Below are 18,887 nucleotides of genomic sequence, written 5' to 3'. Positions count from 1 at the left end.
TTAATATGAAAAAAATACCTTTAACAATTGCTTTAACAGCTTCTATGTCGTTTGGTATTGCTTTAGCAGAAGAGGCTAAAGCTCCAGTTACACAAGCTCAAAGTGTTCAGGATTCATCTGAGAGTAGTCCAATAGCTCAAGGAGAAGGTAAATGCGCGAGTGGTAAATGTGGCTCACTTAAAAAATTTGGTGTGGTTGATGTTGATGCTGATGAGCAAGATGGAAAACTTGTCAGAGCAAGAGATGGTAACTGTGGTACAAAGGTCTGTAAAAGTTATGGTAAGCAAGATAAAAAAGAGATAGCACAGTTGGGTAAATGTTCTAATGGAGTTTGTGGGCAATGATCGGTAAATGTCAAGGTATAGGTCTAAGATCTGAACATCAATCAATACTATCAACACAAAAAGTTGAAGGGATTGATTTTCTTGAGCTTTCTCCAGAAAACTGGATGGGCTTAGGCGGGTTTAAGCAATACTACCTTGACAAGGTCGCTAGTATTTATCCTATCATAGCTCATGGTTTGAACCTATCTATAGGTGGATTTCAGCCACTTAATAAGAAATTTCTGAATGAAATTAGAGCATTCTTGGATGATTACAGTATAGAGATATATAGTGATCATTTATGTTTTTCTGATGATGAAAAAGGGTACTTATATGATCTTTTACCAGTTCCTAGAGAGAAAGAAAATATTTCTTATATTTGCAATCGCATAGAGCAGGTTCAAGAGATTATAAAAAGGCCACTTACATTAGAAAATATCTCATATTACTACCAATATGATAAAGATATGAATGAGCTAGATTTTATTAATGAGATTCTACAGAAAAGTGGTGCGAAAATGCTTCTTGATATAAATAATGTTTATGTTAATGGGCATAATCATAACTATGATGCCTATGAATTTATAAAAGGTATAAATAAGGGTAGTGTCAATTATTACCATATAGCAGGACATTATAAAAAAGATGATTTCATTTTAGATACTCATGGTAAAGATGTAATACAGGAAGTAAAAGAGCTAGCTAAGTTTGTTGTGGAGCAACATGGTTGGCACCCAATGTTACTTGAGCGGGATCATTTTGTACCAAAGCTTGATGATTTGGTGAGTGAGTTAAATAGCATAACAGATGTTATAGAGGACAAAATATGAATATATCAGAATCTATCAAGACTAAAATGCAAAACTTTACTCATGCTATTCGTTACGGTAGTGCTAGTGATGAAAAGATACAAATGTATCGAGAGTTTATTGTTGGTAATGTATCTAGTGTTTTAGAAAATACTTTTCCCTATTTTAATAAACATGCTTCTCAAGAGTTAAAAGATAAGATTTTAAAAGTTTTTTTTGAGGACAATATATCATCTGAGCCAGCATTTCATCAAATAGCTACAGAGATACTAAAATCTTCAAAGTCCGTGAAAATGAATGAAAAATTATCCAAATTAATAGAGTTTGAGTGGCTACTTTTCTCTATAGAAATAGATGAATCTAAAGTCGTTGAAAATATAGAAATCACTAGAAATATAAGTTTTAAAGATATCCGAAATATAAAAGAAAATCCGACACTAACTTTTATACTACTTCCTTTTGATATAAATAATTTGGATGAAGAAATAAGCACAGAGCAAAGTATTATGTATGCGCTTTATCGCAATATAAACCATAGAACTTCATACCAAAGAATATCTACACTTGAATATGCTGTGTTAAGTTCAGCATTAGAAAAAGGAGTAGATATTTTTGAATCAGATGATTTTAAGCAAATAAAAAATGAACAACAAGAGTACTTAATTAATCGTTTAGTCTCTTGGCATAACCAAAATATGATTACTTTATCAGTATAAGGAGCAATTTATGATAAATAGAATATATGATATATATTACAAGATTATCCAAAAGTTTCAGTCTATCGACTTTTTACTTTTGTTAGGTATAAGACTCTATTTAGTACCGACTATGTTTGTAGGGGCTAGATCAAAAATAGAGGGCTTTAGTACAACTGTGGCATGGTTTGGTGCTCCAGCTTCTCAAGGTGGTTTAGGTATGCCTATGCCAGAAGTTATGGCATTCTTAGCAACTTCTGCAGAAGTTATCGGCTGTGTTGGTATTGCATTAGGCTTATTTACTAGACTTGTTTCTATTCCAATGATGTTTGTAATGGGTGTTGCTGGTGCTGCGGTTCACTGGGCTCATGGATGGCCTGCGATTGCAGATAAAACTGCAGAATCTACACAGAGACTAAATGATCTATTTGTATGGTTATCACAAAACTTCCCAGATAGATATAACTATGTTACTGCGCTAGGTGATCCTGTAATGCTTAATGGTGGTATGGAGTTTTCTGTTACATACTTCATCATGTTATTTACATTATTTTTATACGGTGGTGGAAGATACGTAAGTGCTGACCATTGGCTGAAGAAAATTTTTATAAGAAACTAGTGTTATCTAAGCCCTAACTTAACTAGGTCGTGCATGGTGATTATACCTTCAACATTATTCTTACCGTCAACTACTGCTAAACTAGTGATCTCAAATTTCTCCATTTCTTCAAGTGCTATAATTGCCATTTCATCACTTGAAACTGCTTTAGGATTCTGACTCATAACTTCACTAATCGCTCTCTGAGAATTAAAGCTCTCGGCTTCAAACATTCTTCTTAAATCACCATCAGTAAATATGCCTAAGAGCTTGTCATCATCAACAACCAATGTGCCGCCGACTCCTTTATCACTTATTTCTAATATTGCTTTACGTATGTTATCTGTAGATTTGACTTTTGGTATTTCATTACCTTTGCGCATAATGTTTTCAACTTTTAGTATTAGTTTTCTACCAAGTGCGCCACTAGGGTGAGAAAAAGCAAAATCTCTAGCAGAAAAATTCTTAGCCTTAAGCAAAGCGATTGCTAAGGCATCACCTAGAACTAATGTTGCAGTTGTGCTAGATGTGGGCGCAAGGTTAAGGGGGCAAGCCTCTTTATCAACGCCTAAATCGAGTGTTACATCACTATTTTTAGCCATTAGTGAATTTTTATTACTAGTAATAGAAATTATAGGTATATTAAGATGTTTGATCATCGGCATAATTCCCATAATCTCACTAGAATTACCAGAGTTAGATATTGCTACTACAACATCTTTGTTTGTAATCATACCAAAATCACCATGACCAGCTTCGCCAGGATGGACAAAGAAAGCAGGTGTTCCTGTGCTTGCAAGTGTGGCAGCAATTTTTTTACCAATCTGGCCTGATTTTCCCATACCAGTTATAATCACTCTACCTTGATTATTTCTCAAAATAATGTTGCATGCTTTTTTAAAGTTATCACCAATAGATTCCTTTAACTTCTCTAAAGCTTGTATTTCAAGTTCAAATGTTTGTTTGGCGTTTTGAATATGATCCATTTTGTTATTTTCCTTTATTTATTATAAAAAGCAATTAGCACTAGATATTATAGTTTTTGAGATTTATTAGCTCAAATATTTTTTATTGTTATGTTAAAATTATTTTTAATTTTTATATGTTTAGATAATTAGCAATGAGAAAATTTCAGGTTAACCCTTCGATACTATCTGCTGACCTGGCAAGATTAGGAGATGATGTTAAGACAGTTTTGGAAGCAGGAGCTGATAATATTCATTTTGATGTAATGGATAATCACTATGTGCCTAACCTTACGTTTGGCCCTATGGTTCTTAAGGCTTTGAGAGATTATGGTATTACAGCTGGCATGGATGTTCATCTTATGGTTAAACCAGTAGATAGCTTGATTGAGAGCTTTGCTAAAGCTGGTGCTAGTAGTATTGTATTTCATCCAGAAGCTAGTGAGCATATAGATAGAAGTTTACAGCTTATCAAGTCCTTTGATATTGATGCGGGCCTAGCTCTAAATCCAGCTACAGGAATAGGTTGTCTAAAATATGTTGAAAGTCATATTGATAGGATATTGATAATGTCAGTAAATCCAGGCTTTGGCGGTCAAAAATTTATACCAGCAATGCTAGATAAAGCTAAAGAAGTTTCTCAGTGGATTAAATCAACTGGTAGAGATATCTTACTAGAGATAGATGGTGGCGTTAACCCTAATAATATTGCAGAGATTGCAGCTTGCGGAGTTGATGCTTTTGTAGCTGGGTCGGCTATTTTTAACTCAGATAGCTACAAACAAACTATTGATAAGATGAGAGATGAGCTCAAGAAAATCTAGTATGATACTTAAGCTTAAAATTATAGAACTCTTTTTTTCTGTAATAATAGTTTTATTGAGCTATTTTATACCTCTACATATTTTTGATTATGATATTAGCAACTTTAGTAGCTTTAACTTTTTAGCATCATTTATAGTAGCTATTGCACTGCTAACATTTCTTATCGCTGAATACACAAATGGTGAGAAGATTTCAAAATCAAGAAATATACTAAAAGTAATATTATGTTCATTTACGATAGCAATAGTGATTACATCTTTAGCCTTTTTTCTGAGAGGTTTTGCTTTCCCTCGTAGTATTATTCTTATTGGTTTTATTATTCAGTTTATAGCTTTATCGTTATTACGTGTCTACTTTAGGAGGCTAATGCGGAATACTATTTATAACAGTGTATTGATTATAGGATGTCATGGTGAACAAGATTGGCTTTTTGATAAAGCAATGCATTCTAAGTTGCCTAATGAAACCGTGAATGGCTACCTATGTATAGATATGGATGGTTTAACGTTGGTTGATATTATCAAAAGTTATACTAAAGTTTTTATTTCAGATAAAGCTCTAAAGCAACTTGGTGATAATGATTTATCACTTTTGAGTCAGTGTAATGTTGAGATGGTGATTATTCCTCGAAAGTATGAAATATCTATTTGGGGAGCTGTACTTATACCTCTTGGTGATAGTCTAGCGATGAGTGTTAAAAATTTTGGTTTGTCATTTGAAGCTCAAGCAGTAAAGAGAATTTTTGATATGATTTTTAGTGTTGTGATTATTATTCTGACTGCTCCAATTATGTTGATAGTTGCTTTGGCTATATTTTTAGAAGATAAGAGGTCTCCTTTTTTCGTTCAAGAAAGAGTTTCTAAAAACGAAAAAAAATTTAAACTGATAAAGTTCCGGAGCATGAAAGTAGATGCCGAATCTCACACAGGTGCCGTGTGGGCAAGTAGTGATGACGATAGAATTACTAAGGTTGGTAAGATAATTCGGCCTGTGTGGTTAGATGAGCTACCGCAGTTTTTTAATGTCTTAAAAGGTGATATGTCTATAGTGGGGCCACGCCCAGAAAGACGAGAGTTAATTGATGAGTTTGCAAAAGAGACTCCAGAGTTCTTATGTAGAACCAAAGTTAAAGCAGGGATTACAGGATACGCTCAAGTTTTGACAAGCTATGCAACTCTTCCTGAGAATAAACTTAAGCTTGATCTTGTATATATTAGAAGATGGAGTTTTGTTTTTGATTTACTTATTATTATCGAGACAGTAAGAGTCATTTTTATGAAAATATTAGAAATATTTTTGCCTAAGAAGAAAGTAGTAAATACCAAAGTGGTGAATCAAGTAAATGTCAATTATATAGAGTATAGATATGAATAAAAAAGTATTAGTAACAGGTGGTACAGGTTACATAGGCAGTCACACGGTCGTCGAGCTTCTTGATAGAGGCTATCAAGTTGTTGTGGTCGATAATCTTTCAAATAGCAAACTATCTGTAGCTGATAGAGTCAAGACAACCACAGGCAAAGATTTTGATTTTTATCAGATAGATCTTTTAGACAAAGATAAGTTAGAGAAAGTCTTTCAAGAGCATAGTATAAATGCGGTGATTCACTTTGCAGGTCTCAAAGCTGTTGGCGAGAGTGTACAGAAGCCTTTGGCTTATTATTATAATAATCTATTAAGTACACTAAATTTGCTTGAGTTAATGCAAGAGTACCAAGTTTATGATTTCGTATTTAGTTCTTCAGCAACTGTATATGGCATGAACAATACACCACCATTTGTAGAGGACATGCAACTTAGTGCAACTAATCCGTATGGTGCTACTAAGCTAATGATAGAGAATATTCTAGCAGATCTGTATAAGGCTGATAATAATTTTAATATTACATGTCTCAGATATTTCAATCCTGTAGGGGCTCATAGTAGTGGATTGATTGGTGAAGACCCTCAAGGTATTCCTAATAATTTAATGCCTTATGTTGGGCAAGTGGGGTCAGGTAAATTGCCTAAACTTAGCATTTTTGGTGGTGACTATGATACTAGGGATGGTACTTGTATCAGAGATTATATCCATGTGGTAGATTTGGCTATAGGGCATATATTGGCAATTGAGCATATCTCAAAGGTTGAGCCAGATTGGCGAGCATATAATCTAGGCTCAGGTCATGGATGTAGCGTACTAGAGATTGTCACAGCTTATGAGAATGCACTTGGTAAAAAGATTCCATATCAAATAGTAGCTAGGCGAGCTGGTGATATTACAGAGATGTACGCGAGTGTTGACAAAGCTAAACAAGAGCTAGGTTTTGAGACACAAAAAACTATCGATGATATATGTATTGATATTGTTAGGTGGCAGAGTTACGCCAAAGAGAATGATATTTAGAAAATGAAAATCCTACATGTATTTAAATCATTTTATCCAGAGACTTATGGTGGTATAGAAAAGTTTATACATGAGCTATCAGTTGCTATGGTTAAAAAGTATGATTTAGATATACATATTCTGGCTATGGGTAAAGAGAATCAAACTATACACAAAGATTTTTATACTTTGCATTTTGCTAAAACAAATTTGAATATAGCCTCAACAACTTTTTCATTCTCGGCAATTAAGAAATTCAAAGAGTTAGCTAAACAAGTTGATATTATTCATTATCACTTTCCATATCCTTATGCTGACTTGTTGCAGACTATTTGTAGAGTAAATAAATCATATATACTCACTTATCACTCAGATATTATCAAGCAAAAAAAGTTGATGATATTGTATAAACCTTTAATGAGAAAGTTTCTCAATGGTGCAAAATATATTTTACCAACATCTCCTAATTATCTTGAGAGTAGTCAAATACTCAAACAAGTTAAAGCTTGTAAAAGAGTTATTCCAATGAGTTTGGATAAATCAGATTATAATATTGATGAGGAAAACTATTTATATTGGAAAAATAATATTAGTTTTAAGAAATTCTTCATCTATATTGGTGGGTTGAGGTATTACAAGGGCTTAGATGTCTTGATTGATGCTATGCAAGGACAAGATTATCCACTTGTTATAGTTGGTGATGGTGATCAAAGGGAGTTACTTGAGCAAAAAGTTAAGCAAAATAATCTGCAGAATGTAAAATTTGTCGGTGCATTAGATGATAAGGATAAGCTATCATTACTAAAGCTAAGTTGTGCTCTGGTGTTACCCTCAAATATAAGGACAGAAGCCTTTGGGTTAGTTTTGTTAGAGGCAAGTATATTTGCTAAACCAATGATAACTTGCGAGATTGGTACAGGTACAACTTTTGTGAATGTGGATAAACAAACAGGATTAGTAGCCAAGTCAGATGATAGTCAAGATTTAGCTAAAAAGCTCAAAGAACTTTGGCAAGATGAACAAAAGGCTAAAAAGTATGGAGCTAATGCTAAAGCTAGATTTGATGATGTTTTTAGTTTGGATAAGATGGTAATCAGTTATAAGTCGGTTTATGATGAAGTGATAGAGAGTGGTGTAAAGTGAAACAATTTTTTAAATATTTTTTTGGTATTTTAGATTCTACTCAGAAAAAAAGATTTTTTTTATACCTTGTTCTATTATTTTTAGGCTCAATATCTTCGATACTAGGTGTTGGAGCTGTTATTCCTTTTGTGAGTATTTTGGTCAATCCAAATCAGTTTGATAATATACATTTTCTGAGTGGCTTTAGTCATTTTCAAATAATACTAATAAGTATAGCTTTATTAATTTTAGCTTTTTGGATAAAAAATATAATCGGTATTCTACTATTTTGGTTTCAAACCAAATTTCTAAATTCTATAGTCCTAAGTATTCAGAAAAAGCTATTTAAGCTATATATATCGATGGATTATGAATCTCATTTAACTAGAAGCACACCAACTCTTATACGTAATATAAACTCGGAAACTAATCAATTATCTGGAGGAATAATTAATTCTCTAGGAATATTAGCTACTGATTTATTTTCGTGTATATTTATAGTTGCTTTATTGTTATATATAAACTTCTTATTTAGTTTTTTTACTTTGCTCATTTTGGGAGTTTCATTATTTATCTTTATGTTAAAAATAAAAGGAATTTTAACTAAATATGGTAAGCAAAGAGCAGAAGCATTAAAGAGCATGACTAAAACAACTATGAATGGCTTATTAGGGATCAAGGAAATAAAACTTTATAACAAAGAAAAAGTATTCATGAATGAGTTTAGTGAAAAAGCAACCATGCTCAATAAGTCATTACAATTTAATCAAATATTTCAAATTCTTCCAAGGTTTTTTATAGAAGCTATAGCTATTACATTTGTATTAATTACTTTATTAACTCTTATAGCCTTTGGTGAGTCGACAAATTCAATTTTTATATTATTATCTGTATTTGGGGTTGCTGCAACACAGTTGCTACCGGCACTTAATAGGATTATGCAAGCGCTTACCAGTATCAAATATTCTGCTCCAGCTCTGAGGGTAATATATGAAGAGTTAGAAAAATATCAAAACTATACAAATAGCATAGAAGATAGTTTTGTTTCAGATGTAAAGTTTGAAAAGAATATTCATCTAGAAAATATTAGCTATAGTTATCCTGATGGTACTCCAGCTTTGAAAAATATTTCTGTGACAATAGGAAAAGGTAAAAAAACAGCTCTTATAGGACCTTCAGGCTCTGGTAAAAGTACCTTAGTTGATTTGTTAATGGGTTTCTATACAGTACAAAGTGGTAGTATCTATATAGATGATAAGCAAATTAATAGTACTAAGGTAATACAAAGACTATTTGCATATATTCCACAACAAATTATACTCTATGATACATCTATCAAAGAAAATATTGCTTTTGGTGAGTCAAATACAAGTCTAGATGAAACTAAAATTTGGAAATGTCTAGAAATGGCACAGCTTGATGATTTTGTTAGTAATTTGAATAAAGGTTTGGATACTTTTGTTGGCGAGAATGGTATTAGGCTATCAGGTGGTCAACGCCAACGACTTGGTATAGCTAGAGCATTATATCAAAATCCACAAATATTAGTTATGGATGAAGCAACATCAGCACTTGATAATGACACCGAAAAAGAAATAACAAATGTGATAAAAGAGTTAAAAGATATAACTATAATAACAATAGCACATAGACTTTCTACTATAGATGGATATGATAAGATTTATAGTGTTAATGAGGGAAATATAAGCTTATCTAACAAATATAAAGCCCAGAATAGGTAGAGCATTGCTATAAATTATTTAGCACATAATAGAAAATTCAGGATTTTTTTTGAAATATATGAAAATAACCTAAGTGTTTTTTTAAGTAAAATCATAATGTTCAAACTTACCTATTTTGTGGTAATCCAATATAATATTTTTTATTATATATTGAAGAACATATCTGGTAAGTATATATTGAGATGATATAGTTATTATGTCAAGGGAATATGTTTGAGATTTTCTTAGGGTTATATAAAATTATGCTTAATGTTTACAGAGTATACCAATATGGATAGATTGTAAGTTGCTTTGGTTGCTTTAAGCAAAAAGAGGTTCATTATTCTAAATGATTCTAATGAAAGAGCTATTATCAATTCAACAAAAGAGCAATCAGATATTCGAAACTATGTATGTCGATGTCTCTCTGGTTTAAAAATAGATTAAATAAATATAGGAAAGCTAAAATATGTATTTAAAGGAAGAAATTTATGTTATTGGATTCCCAAAGTCTGGAAATACTTGGTTATCAAGACTTATGGCTGATATTACTAACTCCAATATATATGTTGAGTCTGATAATGATTTTATAAATAGTAGTGAGAACAGCTCAGGTAAGACTGGAGATTTTATAATTCATAAAATACATGTGGCAAATGATTTATGTAAAGTTTTAGAAAGCAAAAAAATATATATATTAAGAGATCCTCGAGCTGTATTTGTTTCAGCTTTCTTTCATAATTTTAGAAGTCTTCAAGAAAGAAACATTAATAAATCATTTTTAATGAGACTTTTATTTAACTTTGAGATAGCTAATGTTAACAAGGCTTGGAACAAAACAGTTTTAGCAAGAATTAATGATTTTAAAAATAGATCTGGTGCTATGAAAGTTGGTAACTGGAGTAATCATGTAGAGTTTTGGAGTAATCAAAAAGATATTTGTATTGTTAGATATGAGGATTTATTAGAAAACACTCAAGTAGTGATGGAAAGAATTCTTCAAGAGCTTGGTATTAATTACTCAAAAAATAAGTTGGAAAGTGTAATAGAAAGACAAAGCTTCAAAATTAAAAAAGAGGAATTTATGCAAAAAAATGACCGCCAAAATGCTAGTTTTTTAAGAAGTGGAGAGAAGGAAGACTGGAAAAAGTACCTTAGCCAAAAACAAATAAAAACCATAGAAAAAGTGCACTATAAAATGATGGATGCTTTTTCTTATGAAAGGATGTTTTAATGTTTTTGTTCAGGTCAAAAAAGATTTATGTACCTATAGGTATAGATTGTGACGTAGCTTATTATCTAAGGAGTATAAATCTTAGAAGAGAAGCTTTTCCTTTTGATTGGATTGTCTCTCCGATATCAAGTTCAATAGAATTAATAAATAATGACTTTGAAGGTTTTTTAGAGTTTTCTAATTTATCGTTTCTAGAGCCAACGAAAAGATTTCTTTTTAAGGATAATGAGCTCTGTGAAGATATGGTAACACCTGTATATTGTAAAAGATATCATCAGCTTTTCGTACATGATTTTTCAGCTCGTGGCATAAATGACTACACTCAAGTATTTGATAAGTACAAAAAAAGAGTTAATAGACTAAGAGAATTATTATACAATAAAGAAAAAATAGTTTTTGTGTATAACGATACGACTCCAAATAGTTGGCAATTACACAAATATAATCGTGTTAATTACACGTGGCAAGGTTTCTCAGAAAAAAATGTAAATATAAATTATAAAATAATTTCTTTTAGAAGATTTAAAAGAGCTACATATTTGCGTTCATGTTTTTATAAGTTAAGGGATTTAATTAAAGTTGAATAATATTGTTTTTTATAGTAATTGTACCGATGATTCTTGCTCTGATTATTTTGGATATAGTCGAGACAATTGTAACTTTTTCTATTATAAGCTAAAGAAGGAGTTTGAACAAAATAGCTTCACTTTTTTTACTAAGTATAATTATCAACCTAACGATAACGATACTACTATTATTTTGTTTAATGGATTAGCCATTGAAGCATCTAAAATGTTCAGATATAGAAATCTTTATTTGTTACTCATTGAAAGTCCCCATGTAGATAGTACATTAATTGATACGTCAAGTCATAAACTCTTTAAAAAAATATTCACTTGGAATGATGATTTAATAGATAATAAGAAATATTTTAAAGTAAATTATGCTTTTGATATACCTAAATCCATACCTAAGCAATTCGATAATAGAAAACTGTGTTGTGTAATTGCTGGGAATAAATCTGCAAATCATCCAGATGAACTTTATACTAAAAGAGTTCAGTTTATAAAATGGTTTGAAAAAAATCATTTAGATGATTTTGATTTGTATGGGACGGAGTGGGATCAATATAGATTTGGGCATGGCTATATAGGTAGAAAACTAAATCGAATAAAATTTTTAAGAAAAAAAAATTATTTTAAATCCTATAAAGGTTTGGTTAAATCTAAGTTTGAAACTATGCAAAACTATAAATTTGCAATATGTTATGAAAATATAAAAGATCAAAGTGGATACATAACAGAAAAAATTTTTGATTGTTTTTTTGCTGGATGTATCCCGATTTATTGGGGAGCAAAAAATATAACAGATTACATACCAGAAAATTGTTTTATAGATAAAAGGAAATATAATTCTTTTGAAGAAGTATATAACTATATGAGTAAAATGGATAAAAATACATATTTTGGCTTCTTAGATGCAATTGAAGACTTTTTGAATAGTGATAAAGTTGATGAGTTTCGAGCTGAGGTCTTTGCTAATACAATTGTAAGTGAGATAGTTAAGGACTTAGATGATAATAGTTAAAATTGTTGGAGGTTTAGGAAATCAGATGTTTCAATATGCATATGCTAGAGCTTTGGAATCTAGGGGATATGATGTAAAAATAGATATATCTGAGTTTTCTAAATATAAACTTCATGGAGGTTATCAACTTAATAGGTATGGTATATCTATTCATACCATTTATGATAAAAAGAGTTACTTCCAAAAAATTAGGAATAAAATTATAAAAAAGTTTTATTTTATAAAGGAAGAAAGTTTAGATTTTGACACAAAATATTTAAATCTTAATAATAAGCAATATGTAGAAGGATACTTTCAAAGTGAAAGATATTTTATAGATATAAGAAATATTCTTCTGAAAGAGTTTATAATACAGGAGCCATTATCAAAATACACAAGACTTATGGAGGAAAAAATATCTAAAAACAAGAGTTGCTCAGTGCATATCCGTAGAGGAGACTATACTAGTGATAAAAATATAAATGTACATGGTGTTTGTTCTATAGACTATTATATGAAAGCGATAGATATAGTGAACTCATATAACCCATGCACAAATTTTTTTATTTTTTCTGATGATATAGTATGGTGCAAGAAATTCTTTAATAATGATAAAATCTTTTTTGTGGATAATCATGGCAGAGTACCTCATGAAGATATTTATCTTATGAGTCTTTGTAATAATAACATTATAGCAAATAGTAGTTTTAGCTGGTGGGGTGCTTGGATTAATCAAGATGATAATAAGATCGTGATAGCTCCAAAAAACTGGTTTGCAGCCACTGTATTGCAAGAGCAAAGTCAAGATATTGTGTGCGATGGATGGTTAAAAATATGAGTGTTGAAAATGCTCCTATTATATCTGTAGTAATGCCTGTCTATAATGCTGAGAAATATATTAGTGATGCGATTGAAAGTATATTAAACCAGACATTTATAGATTTTGAGTTTATTATTATAAATGATGGATCATCTGATAGAAGTCTTGAAGTAATAGAAGAATATAAAAAGATAGACTCAAGAATCATTGTTGTCAGTAGAGAAAATAAGGGCATTGTTTACTCTTTAAATGAGGGAATTGCATTATCTCGAGGAAAGTATATTGCTAGGATGGATGCTGATGATATAAGTTTACCAGATAGGTTTATTAATCAAGTTGAGTTTATGGATGCAAATCCACAAATTGGAGTATGTGGATCATGGATAAAGAAGTTTGGGAAAAATATTAAGACATATGTTTGGAAGCTTGAGAAAGATGATAAAAAATTAAAAAGTTTGCTGCTTTTTTCAGTGCCTGTAGCACACCCATCAGTGTTTATCAGAAAAAGTATTCTTATTCAAAATAATTTAAGATACAGAGAAAATTATAAAGATGCTGAAGATTATAAGCTTTGGGTGGATTTGGCTGAACATACTAAGTTTAGTAATATCCCAAAAGTTTTATTAAATTATAGGGTTCACAGAGAGAGCATAACCCAAAATGCAAATACAAAAAACAATTTAGATAAAAGAAAAGAGATTTTAAATAAGATAGTAGATAGTTTTCTTAAAGAAGTTAATCCTAATTTTATAAGAAGTGAATATGAAAAAAATATACACTTTAGTTTAGATTTGGCACACATAGAAAATAGTAAAATAATAAATTTGAATAAATTAGACAATTACTTTGACAAGTTAATGTTTGAATTCTATAGTTATGGTAGTGATTTTGAGATAAAATTTATTAGAAAAGAGATTTTTAAAAGATTTTTTGCTATTTCATATAGAAATATAGGATATAGTAAGTTATCACTATTAAAGTGTTTTTTTTATAAAAAAAATTGGTTAGGAGCATATTTCTACTTCTGTGATAGAATCTTTTGTAAAAATTAGTAAGCTAATTGTATATGGTTTTAAATGAAAATCCTAATAGTAAATTATACTGATATTTATGGAGGTGCTGGAAGGGCTGCTTATAGACTACATCAGTCTTTATTGAATGCAGGTATTGATAGTCAAATGTTGGTTATGGATAAAAAAAGTGATGATTATATAGTACTAGCTCCAGAATCTAAATTTGAAAAAATAGCTGCCTTTTTAAAACCTAGAGTCGAACAAATATTTGTAAAATTAAAGTATAAAAATAAGAAAAAATCCCTTTTTAGTCCAGCTAATATAATTTCTAAAAGTCTTGTGAAGAAAATTAATCACATTGCCCCTGATATTGTCCATTTACATTGGATTAATGAGGCGATGTTAAAGATAGAAGATATGTCTAAAATAAAAGCTCCAATAGTATGGTCACTTCATGATAATTGGGCTTTTACAGGTGGATGCCATGTAATGTGGAACTGTCAGAAATATAAAAATAGTTGTGGTAGTTGTCCAATACTTTCTAGTAAAAATACTAAAGACTTGAGTAATAAGGTGTTTAAAAGAAAGCAAAAAGCATACCAACAAAAAAAAATGATTATTGTTGGACTTAGTAAATGGCTAAGTAAAACTGCGAGTGATAGTCCATTGCTAAAAGACAAAAACCATATAAATCTTCCAAACCCTATAAATACTGAAGTTTATAGTCAGTTTGATAAAAAATTTTCAAGGCAGTTATGGAATTTACCTAGTAACAAAAAGTTAATACTTTTTGGAGCAATGAGAGCCACAAGTGATATGAATAAAGGGTTTATTTATTTATTAGAAGCAGTTAGTAGATTAAATATTAAAAATGTTGAGCTGATCGTTTTTGGCAGTAGTAAGCCTAAAAATCCACCACAGTTTGATTTTAAGACACATTATGTAGGTGTATTAAATGATGATGTTAGTTTGGCTACTCTATATAATGCCGCGGATGTGACTCTTGTTCCAAGTATACAAGAAGCATTTGGGCAAGTTGCTTGTGAGTCTATATCTTGTGCTACTCCTGTAGTGTGTTTTGCAACTACCGGATTGATAGATATTATAGATCACAAAAAAAATGGCTATTTAGCAAAACCATTTGATAGTCAAGATTTAGCAAGTGGAATAGAGTGGGTTTTGAACAACGAAAACTATAATGATCTTTGTAAAAATGCTCGTGAAAAAGTCTTAAAAGAATTTGATAGTGAAGTAGTTGCTAGGAAGTATATTAGATTATATGAGCAGATAATATCTGAGAAACCCAATGAATAGAGAAGAGATGAAATTCACAGTAATAACGGTCTGCTACAACTCAGAAAAAACTATACAAAGAACTCTAAAAAGTATCGAAGATCAAATTTATAAAAATATTGAGTATATTATTATTGATGGTGGTTCAACAGATAAGACTTTAGAGATTATTTCAAATTATAAAGATATAATCGATGTATTAATCTCAGAACCTGATAATGGTATCTATGATGCTATGAATAAAGGTATAGCACTAGCAACGGGTAATTATATAGGCTTTTTAAATTCAGATGATTATTATGCTAATAATATTTTTGAAGAGTATAACAAGTCTTTGAAAAGCAATAATAATGATTATATATACTCAAATACTTATTTTTTCAAAAATGATAAGAAAGAGCTTGTTACAGCAGAAAGTGAAATTGCAGAAAAAGTGTATCAATATATGCCAATGTCTCATATGAGCTTATTTATTAAGAGCCATTTTGTGAGAAATATTAAATTTGACACCAGTTTTAAAATTGCTGCAGATTTAGACTTTTTGAATAAGCTCCTTATACAAACTAATAGTGGTGCTTTTATAGATAAAGCTTTCAGCTATTTCTCTGTAGAGGGGATAAGTAGTATAGCTAAAATGAAAACATTAAGAGAAAGTAAAAATGTTGCTATAAAAAATGGTAAAAATATTTTTTGTGCAAATATCTTTTATTTTTATAAAGCTTTTAGAGTTTTTAGCTATAATATGTTTGGAAGTACTAAAGTCTATAATGTATTTAAAGCGTATTTTAAAAAAAGGTACTAGATGTTGTCTTTGATCTCTATAATTGTCCCAGTATATAACACTGAAAAATATCTGTATCGATGCTTAGATTCTATTATTAATCAGACATATAAGAATTTAGAAATTATTATCGTAAATGATGGGTCTAGTGATAATTCGTTAGAAATATGTCAACAATATGCAAATAGAGATGATCGCGTAATATTGATAGATAAAGAGAATGGAGGTTTATCTAGTGCTAGAAATACGGGATTAGATGTGTGTAATGGACAGTATATTTCTTTTATAGATAGTGATGATTGGGTTTCTAAGAATTATATCGAGAGTCTTTACTTAAATCTGATGGAAAGCGATGCGGAGATCTCTTTTTTAGCATATGTGAAATGTGTAAATTCAGTGTGCAGATATAATGGTTATGATAAAGAGACTTTAAGGATATACTCTAGAGAACAGATTATAATAGCGTATTCAAAAGGAATAATTCCAGGCTTTTCTTGTGGTTGGCTTGCGGATAAAGAAATATTTAGAGATATTAGGTATAAGGAGGGAATTGTTTTTGAAGATATTGAAGCTTTTTATAGAATTTTACAAAGGATTGATATCGCTATAGTCAGTAATAAGGTCGGGTACTTTTATTTTCAAAGAAACAGTGGTCTTTCTGGGAGTATTTCTGAGAAGTTTAATATTCACCAGTATAATAGTTTTAAATATGCTTATGGAAGACAAACTGTAGAGCTACTAAAAAAATACCCTAATTTATCAAGCTTAATCTACATGAGTATACTAAAACCATTAGTGGGTCACTATGCATATAGTTATAAGAACAAAAATGTGATGAAAGAAAAATTATTACTCTTGTATAGGTCTTATTATAAAAAAGCTAAGAAAAATGAAGTTAAGGTAAAGTTACATTATAAAATTTTTTTTTACTTTCCTAATTTCATGGCGAGAATATATCTTTTTATGAAAAAGCTAAGAAAAACCTTAAACGCAAAAAGAATTACTAAAGAATAGCTATGCCAAAATTATTAATAGACATGCGCTGGCAAGGTAAACATGGAATAGGTAGATATGCTTGTGAAATAATCAAATATTTACCCCAGAACTTTATCGCTACTTCCAAGCATATAAAACCATTTTCACTAAAAGATTTATTTTATTTAAGTTTTTTGATTAGAAAAAAAGAAGTTAAGGGATATTATACTTTTGCTGCGAATGTTCCGTTATCAATATTTTTGAAAACAGATAAACCACTACTTATAACAATACATGATCTTATACCGGTTACATCTAAATATGAGAGCAGCTTTATAAAAAAACTCTATTTTGAAAAAATACTAAAGCCGATTATTAAGAGAGAAAATGTCAAAATTATGACAGTTTCAAACTTTTCAAAAAATCAAATACTAGCATGGTCGGGTATCAACAGTAATAAAATTACAGTTGCTTATAATGGAATATCATTGGCTTTTGATTACAACCCGACTATAGTTAAACAAAAATATTTTTTATATATTGGTAATAGACGTCCTCATAAGAATGTTGAGATAATATTTAAAGCATTTAAAAACTTTAAATATTATGATGAGTATAACTTAGTATTCTCAGGAGAGGTCGATCATAAACTACGATGCTATGCTCATAAATATAATATTTGTCTTTCAAAGATACAAACAGTAGGGTTAGACACTACTGATGAAGTTTTGGCAAAATATTATCAATTAGCAACAGCAACTATACTACCTTCTTTTGAAGAAGGGTTTGGGCTACCATTAGTAGAGTCTATGGCTTGTGGAACTCCTGTTTTAGCCTCTAAAATAGAAGTCTTACAGGAAATAGCATTAGATGCTGGCTTATATTTTGATCCTTATTGTGCAGATGAGTTGATTAAGCAGATGCAACAGATTGTAGATAATAAAAAAATGTATGCTGAGAAAGTAAGTAAATCACTAAATAGGGCAAAAGATTTTAATTGGGATAAGACAGCGAGTATTGTCCAAGATGAACTTAAAAAGCTTAATTTATTATAGAAAATTTTAAGGAATGAAATGAAAACCTACATATTTGACTTGGATAATACACTATATCCATATAATAATGGTTTGTTTGATTGCCAAATGGCAAGAATGAGTGATTATATCAAACTAAAACTAAATATTTCAGATACCGACAAAGCTAATGCAATTCGTGATGAACTATATTATGAGTTTGGTTCAACTATGCTTGGCATGATGCGTTATCACAATATCGAACCTAAAGAATTTCTTGATTATATTGATGATATTGAGATTAGTCATTTCAAGCCAAATGAGAAATTAAATAAACATATTAATGATTTAAGAAAAAATAATCGTACTTATATTTTTACTAATGCTTCTAACTTTCATACTTATAGAGTTTTAAAACAGTTAGGTTTAGGTGAGAGTTTTGATGGTATCTTAACCATAGAAGATACGGGCTTAGTTTGCAAGCCAAAGACTAAATATTTTGAGATAGGTAGAGACAAGTTTGATATTGATTTTACCAATGCAATATTCTTTGAAGATTCATCACACAATTTAATACCTGCCAAACATTTAGGTATGCAAACTGTATTAGTTCATGCAGATGATCATAAGTCAGAGGCTAATTTTTATGATAATCAAGAAATAGATTATTATGTCGCAGATGTGGAGTCATTTTTTGGGGGTGATTATTTAGCTAGGAGATAACAACAAATGATACTGTCATCCTGAATTTGATTCAGGATCTCCTAGA

20 protein-coding genes are annotated in these 18,887 nt (G+C 30.4%); 19 read left to right on the top strand and 1 reads right to left on the bottom strand.

Annotated features, from left to right (window positions below):
• The first annotated feature begins 5 nt into the window (after nucleotides 1–5).
• Genes F3D59_RS07815 through F3D59_RS07800 form a run of 4 tightly spaced genes read left to right on the top strand, consistent with a single transcriptional unit; the run spans nucleotide 6 to nucleotide 2,446 of the window.
• Entirely contained in the window at nucleotides 6–344 is a 339-nt protein-coding gene (locus tag F3D59_RS07815) for a hypothetical protein (RefSeq protein WP_149368490.1), read from the top strand.
• Complete coding sequence (locus tag F3D59_RS07810) at nucleotides 341–1,153, top strand: DUF692 domain-containing protein (RefSeq protein ID WP_191092455.1); 813 nt, start codon at nucleotides 341–343, stop codon at nucleotides 1,151–1,153. The genes F3D59_RS07815 and F3D59_RS07810 overlap by 4 nt, the downstream gene beginning before the upstream one ends.
• Nucleotides 1,150–1,848: a putative DNA-binding domain-containing protein gene (locus F3D59_RS07805; RefSeq protein WP_150464427.1), complete on the top strand. Its 699-nt coding sequence runs from the start codon at nucleotides 1,150–1,152 to the stop codon at nucleotides 1,846–1,848. Before F3D59_RS07810 ends, F3D59_RS07805 begins: the two co-directional genes overlap by 4 nt.
• A gap of 10 nt (nucleotides 1,849–1,858) precedes the next feature.
• Entirely contained in the window at nucleotides 1,859–2,446 is a 588-nt protein-coding gene (locus tag F3D59_RS07800; protein WP_004287493.1) for a DoxX family protein, read from the top strand.
• A gap of 2 nt (nucleotides 2,447–2,448) precedes the next feature.
• On the opposite strand, the gene F3D59_RS07795 is transcribed toward F3D59_RS07800, so the two are convergent.
• Entirely contained in the window at nucleotides 2,449–3,411 is a 963-nt protein-coding gene (locus F3D59_RS07795; protein WP_150464426.1) for an SIS domain-containing protein, read from the bottom strand.
• Nucleotides 3,412–3,545: 134 nt separating this feature from the next.
• Between F3D59_RS07795 and rpe the strand changes: the two genes are divergently transcribed.
• The 15 genes from rpe (at nucleotide 3,546) to F3D59_RS07720 (ending at nucleotide 18,841) form a co-directional block, all read left to right on the top strand.
• Nucleotides 3,546–4,214, top strand: a complete 669-nt coding sequence (gene rpe / locus F3D59_RS07790; protein WP_150464425.1) for a ribulose-phosphate 3-epimerase — start codon at nucleotides 3,546–3,548, stop codon at nucleotides 4,212–4,214.
• Nucleotides 4,195–5,589 (top strand): sugar transferase, encoded by a 1,395-nt coding sequence (locus F3D59_RS07785; protein ID WP_150464424.1) that lies wholly within the window; start codon nucleotides 4,195–4,197, stop codon nucleotides 5,587–5,589. Before rpe ends, F3D59_RS07785 begins: the two co-directional genes overlap by 20 nt.
• Nucleotides 5,582–6,601 carry a UDP-glucose 4-epimerase GalE gene (gene galE / locus F3D59_RS07780; protein ID WP_150464423.1) on the top strand — a complete coding sequence of 340 codons (1,020 nt, stop codon included), beginning with the start codon at nucleotides 5,582–5,584 and terminating at the stop codon, nucleotides 6,599–6,601. The genes F3D59_RS07785 and galE overlap by 8 nt, the downstream gene beginning before the upstream one ends.
• 3 nt (nucleotides 6,602–6,604) lie before the next feature.
• A complete protein-coding gene (locus tag F3D59_RS07775; protein WP_150464422.1) occupies nucleotides 6,605–7,723 on the top strand; it encodes a glycosyltransferase family 4 protein in 1,119 nt (372 codons plus the stop codon).
• A complete protein-coding gene (locus tag F3D59_RS07770) occupies nucleotides 7,720–9,444 on the top strand; it encodes an ABC transporter ATP-binding protein (protein WP_150464421.1) in 1,725 nt (574 codons plus the stop codon). The genes F3D59_RS07775 and F3D59_RS07770 overlap by 4 nt, the downstream gene beginning before the upstream one ends.
• A gap of 448 nt (nucleotides 9,445–9,892) precedes the next feature.
• Nucleotides 9,893–10,657: a sulfotransferase domain-containing protein gene (locus tag F3D59_RS07765; protein WP_150464420.1), complete on the top strand. Its 765-nt coding sequence runs from the start codon at nucleotides 9,893–9,895 to the stop codon at nucleotides 10,655–10,657.
• Nucleotides 10,657–11,244 (top strand): DUF1796 family putative cysteine peptidase, encoded by a 588-nt coding sequence (locus F3D59_RS07760; RefSeq protein ID WP_150464419.1) that lies wholly within the window; start codon nucleotides 10,657–10,659, stop codon nucleotides 11,242–11,244. The genes F3D59_RS07765 and F3D59_RS07760 overlap by 1 nt, the downstream gene beginning before the upstream one ends.
• Nucleotides 11,237–12,244, top strand: coding sequence for a glycosyltransferase family 10 domain-containing protein (locus F3D59_RS07755; RefSeq protein WP_150464418.1), 1,008 nt, complete (start codon nucleotides 11,237–11,239; stop codon nucleotides 12,242–12,244). Before F3D59_RS07760 ends, F3D59_RS07755 begins: the two co-directional genes overlap by 8 nt.
• Nucleotides 12,231–13,061, top strand: coding sequence for an alpha-1,2-fucosyltransferase (locus F3D59_RS07750; RefSeq protein WP_150464417.1), 831 nt, complete (start codon nucleotides 12,231–12,233; stop codon nucleotides 13,059–13,061). Before F3D59_RS07755 ends, F3D59_RS07750 begins: the two co-directional genes overlap by 14 nt.
• The gene (locus F3D59_RS07745; protein WP_150464416.1) at nucleotides 13,058–14,095 is read left to right on the top strand and encodes a glycosyltransferase family 2 protein; all 1,038 of its coding nucleotides are present in this window, start codon (nucleotides 13,058–13,060) and stop codon (nucleotides 14,093–14,095) included. The genes F3D59_RS07750 and F3D59_RS07745 overlap by 4 nt, the downstream gene beginning before the upstream one ends.
• A 24-nt stretch (nucleotides 14,096–14,119) precedes the next feature.
• The gene (locus F3D59_RS07740; protein ID WP_150464415.1) at nucleotides 14,120–15,370 is read left to right on the top strand and encodes a glycosyltransferase family 4 protein; all 1,251 of its coding nucleotides are present in this window, start codon (nucleotides 14,120–14,122) and stop codon (nucleotides 15,368–15,370) included.
• A complete protein-coding gene (locus F3D59_RS07735) occupies nucleotides 15,363–16,151 on the top strand; it encodes a glycosyltransferase family 2 protein (protein ID WP_224721174.1) in 789 nt (262 codons plus the stop codon). Before F3D59_RS07740 ends, F3D59_RS07735 begins: the two co-directional genes overlap by 8 nt.
• On the top strand, nucleotides 16,152–17,144 hold the full coding sequence (locus tag F3D59_RS07730; RefSeq protein WP_150464413.1) for a glycosyltransferase family 2 protein: 993 nt from the start codon (nucleotides 16,152–16,154) through the stop codon (nucleotides 17,142–17,144).
• A gap of 2 nt (nucleotides 17,145–17,146) precedes the next feature.
• A complete protein-coding gene (locus F3D59_RS07725; protein ID WP_150464411.1) occupies nucleotides 17,147–18,160 on the top strand; it encodes a glycosyltransferase family 4 protein in 1,014 nt (337 codons plus the stop codon).
• A gap of 18 nt (nucleotides 18,161–18,178) precedes the next feature.
• A complete protein-coding gene (locus F3D59_RS07720; protein WP_150464410.1) occupies nucleotides 18,179–18,841 on the top strand; it encodes a pyrimidine 5'-nucleotidase in 663 nt (220 codons plus the stop codon).
• Nucleotides 18,842–18,887 lie beyond the last annotated feature (46 nt).

The organism is Francisella sp. XLW-1, assembly GCF_008711455.1.
Classification (GTDB): Bacteria; Pseudomonadota; Gammaproteobacteria; order Francisellales; family Francisellaceae; genus Francisella; species Francisella salimarina.
This window is presented reverse-complemented; position numbering and strand designations above follow the sequence as displayed.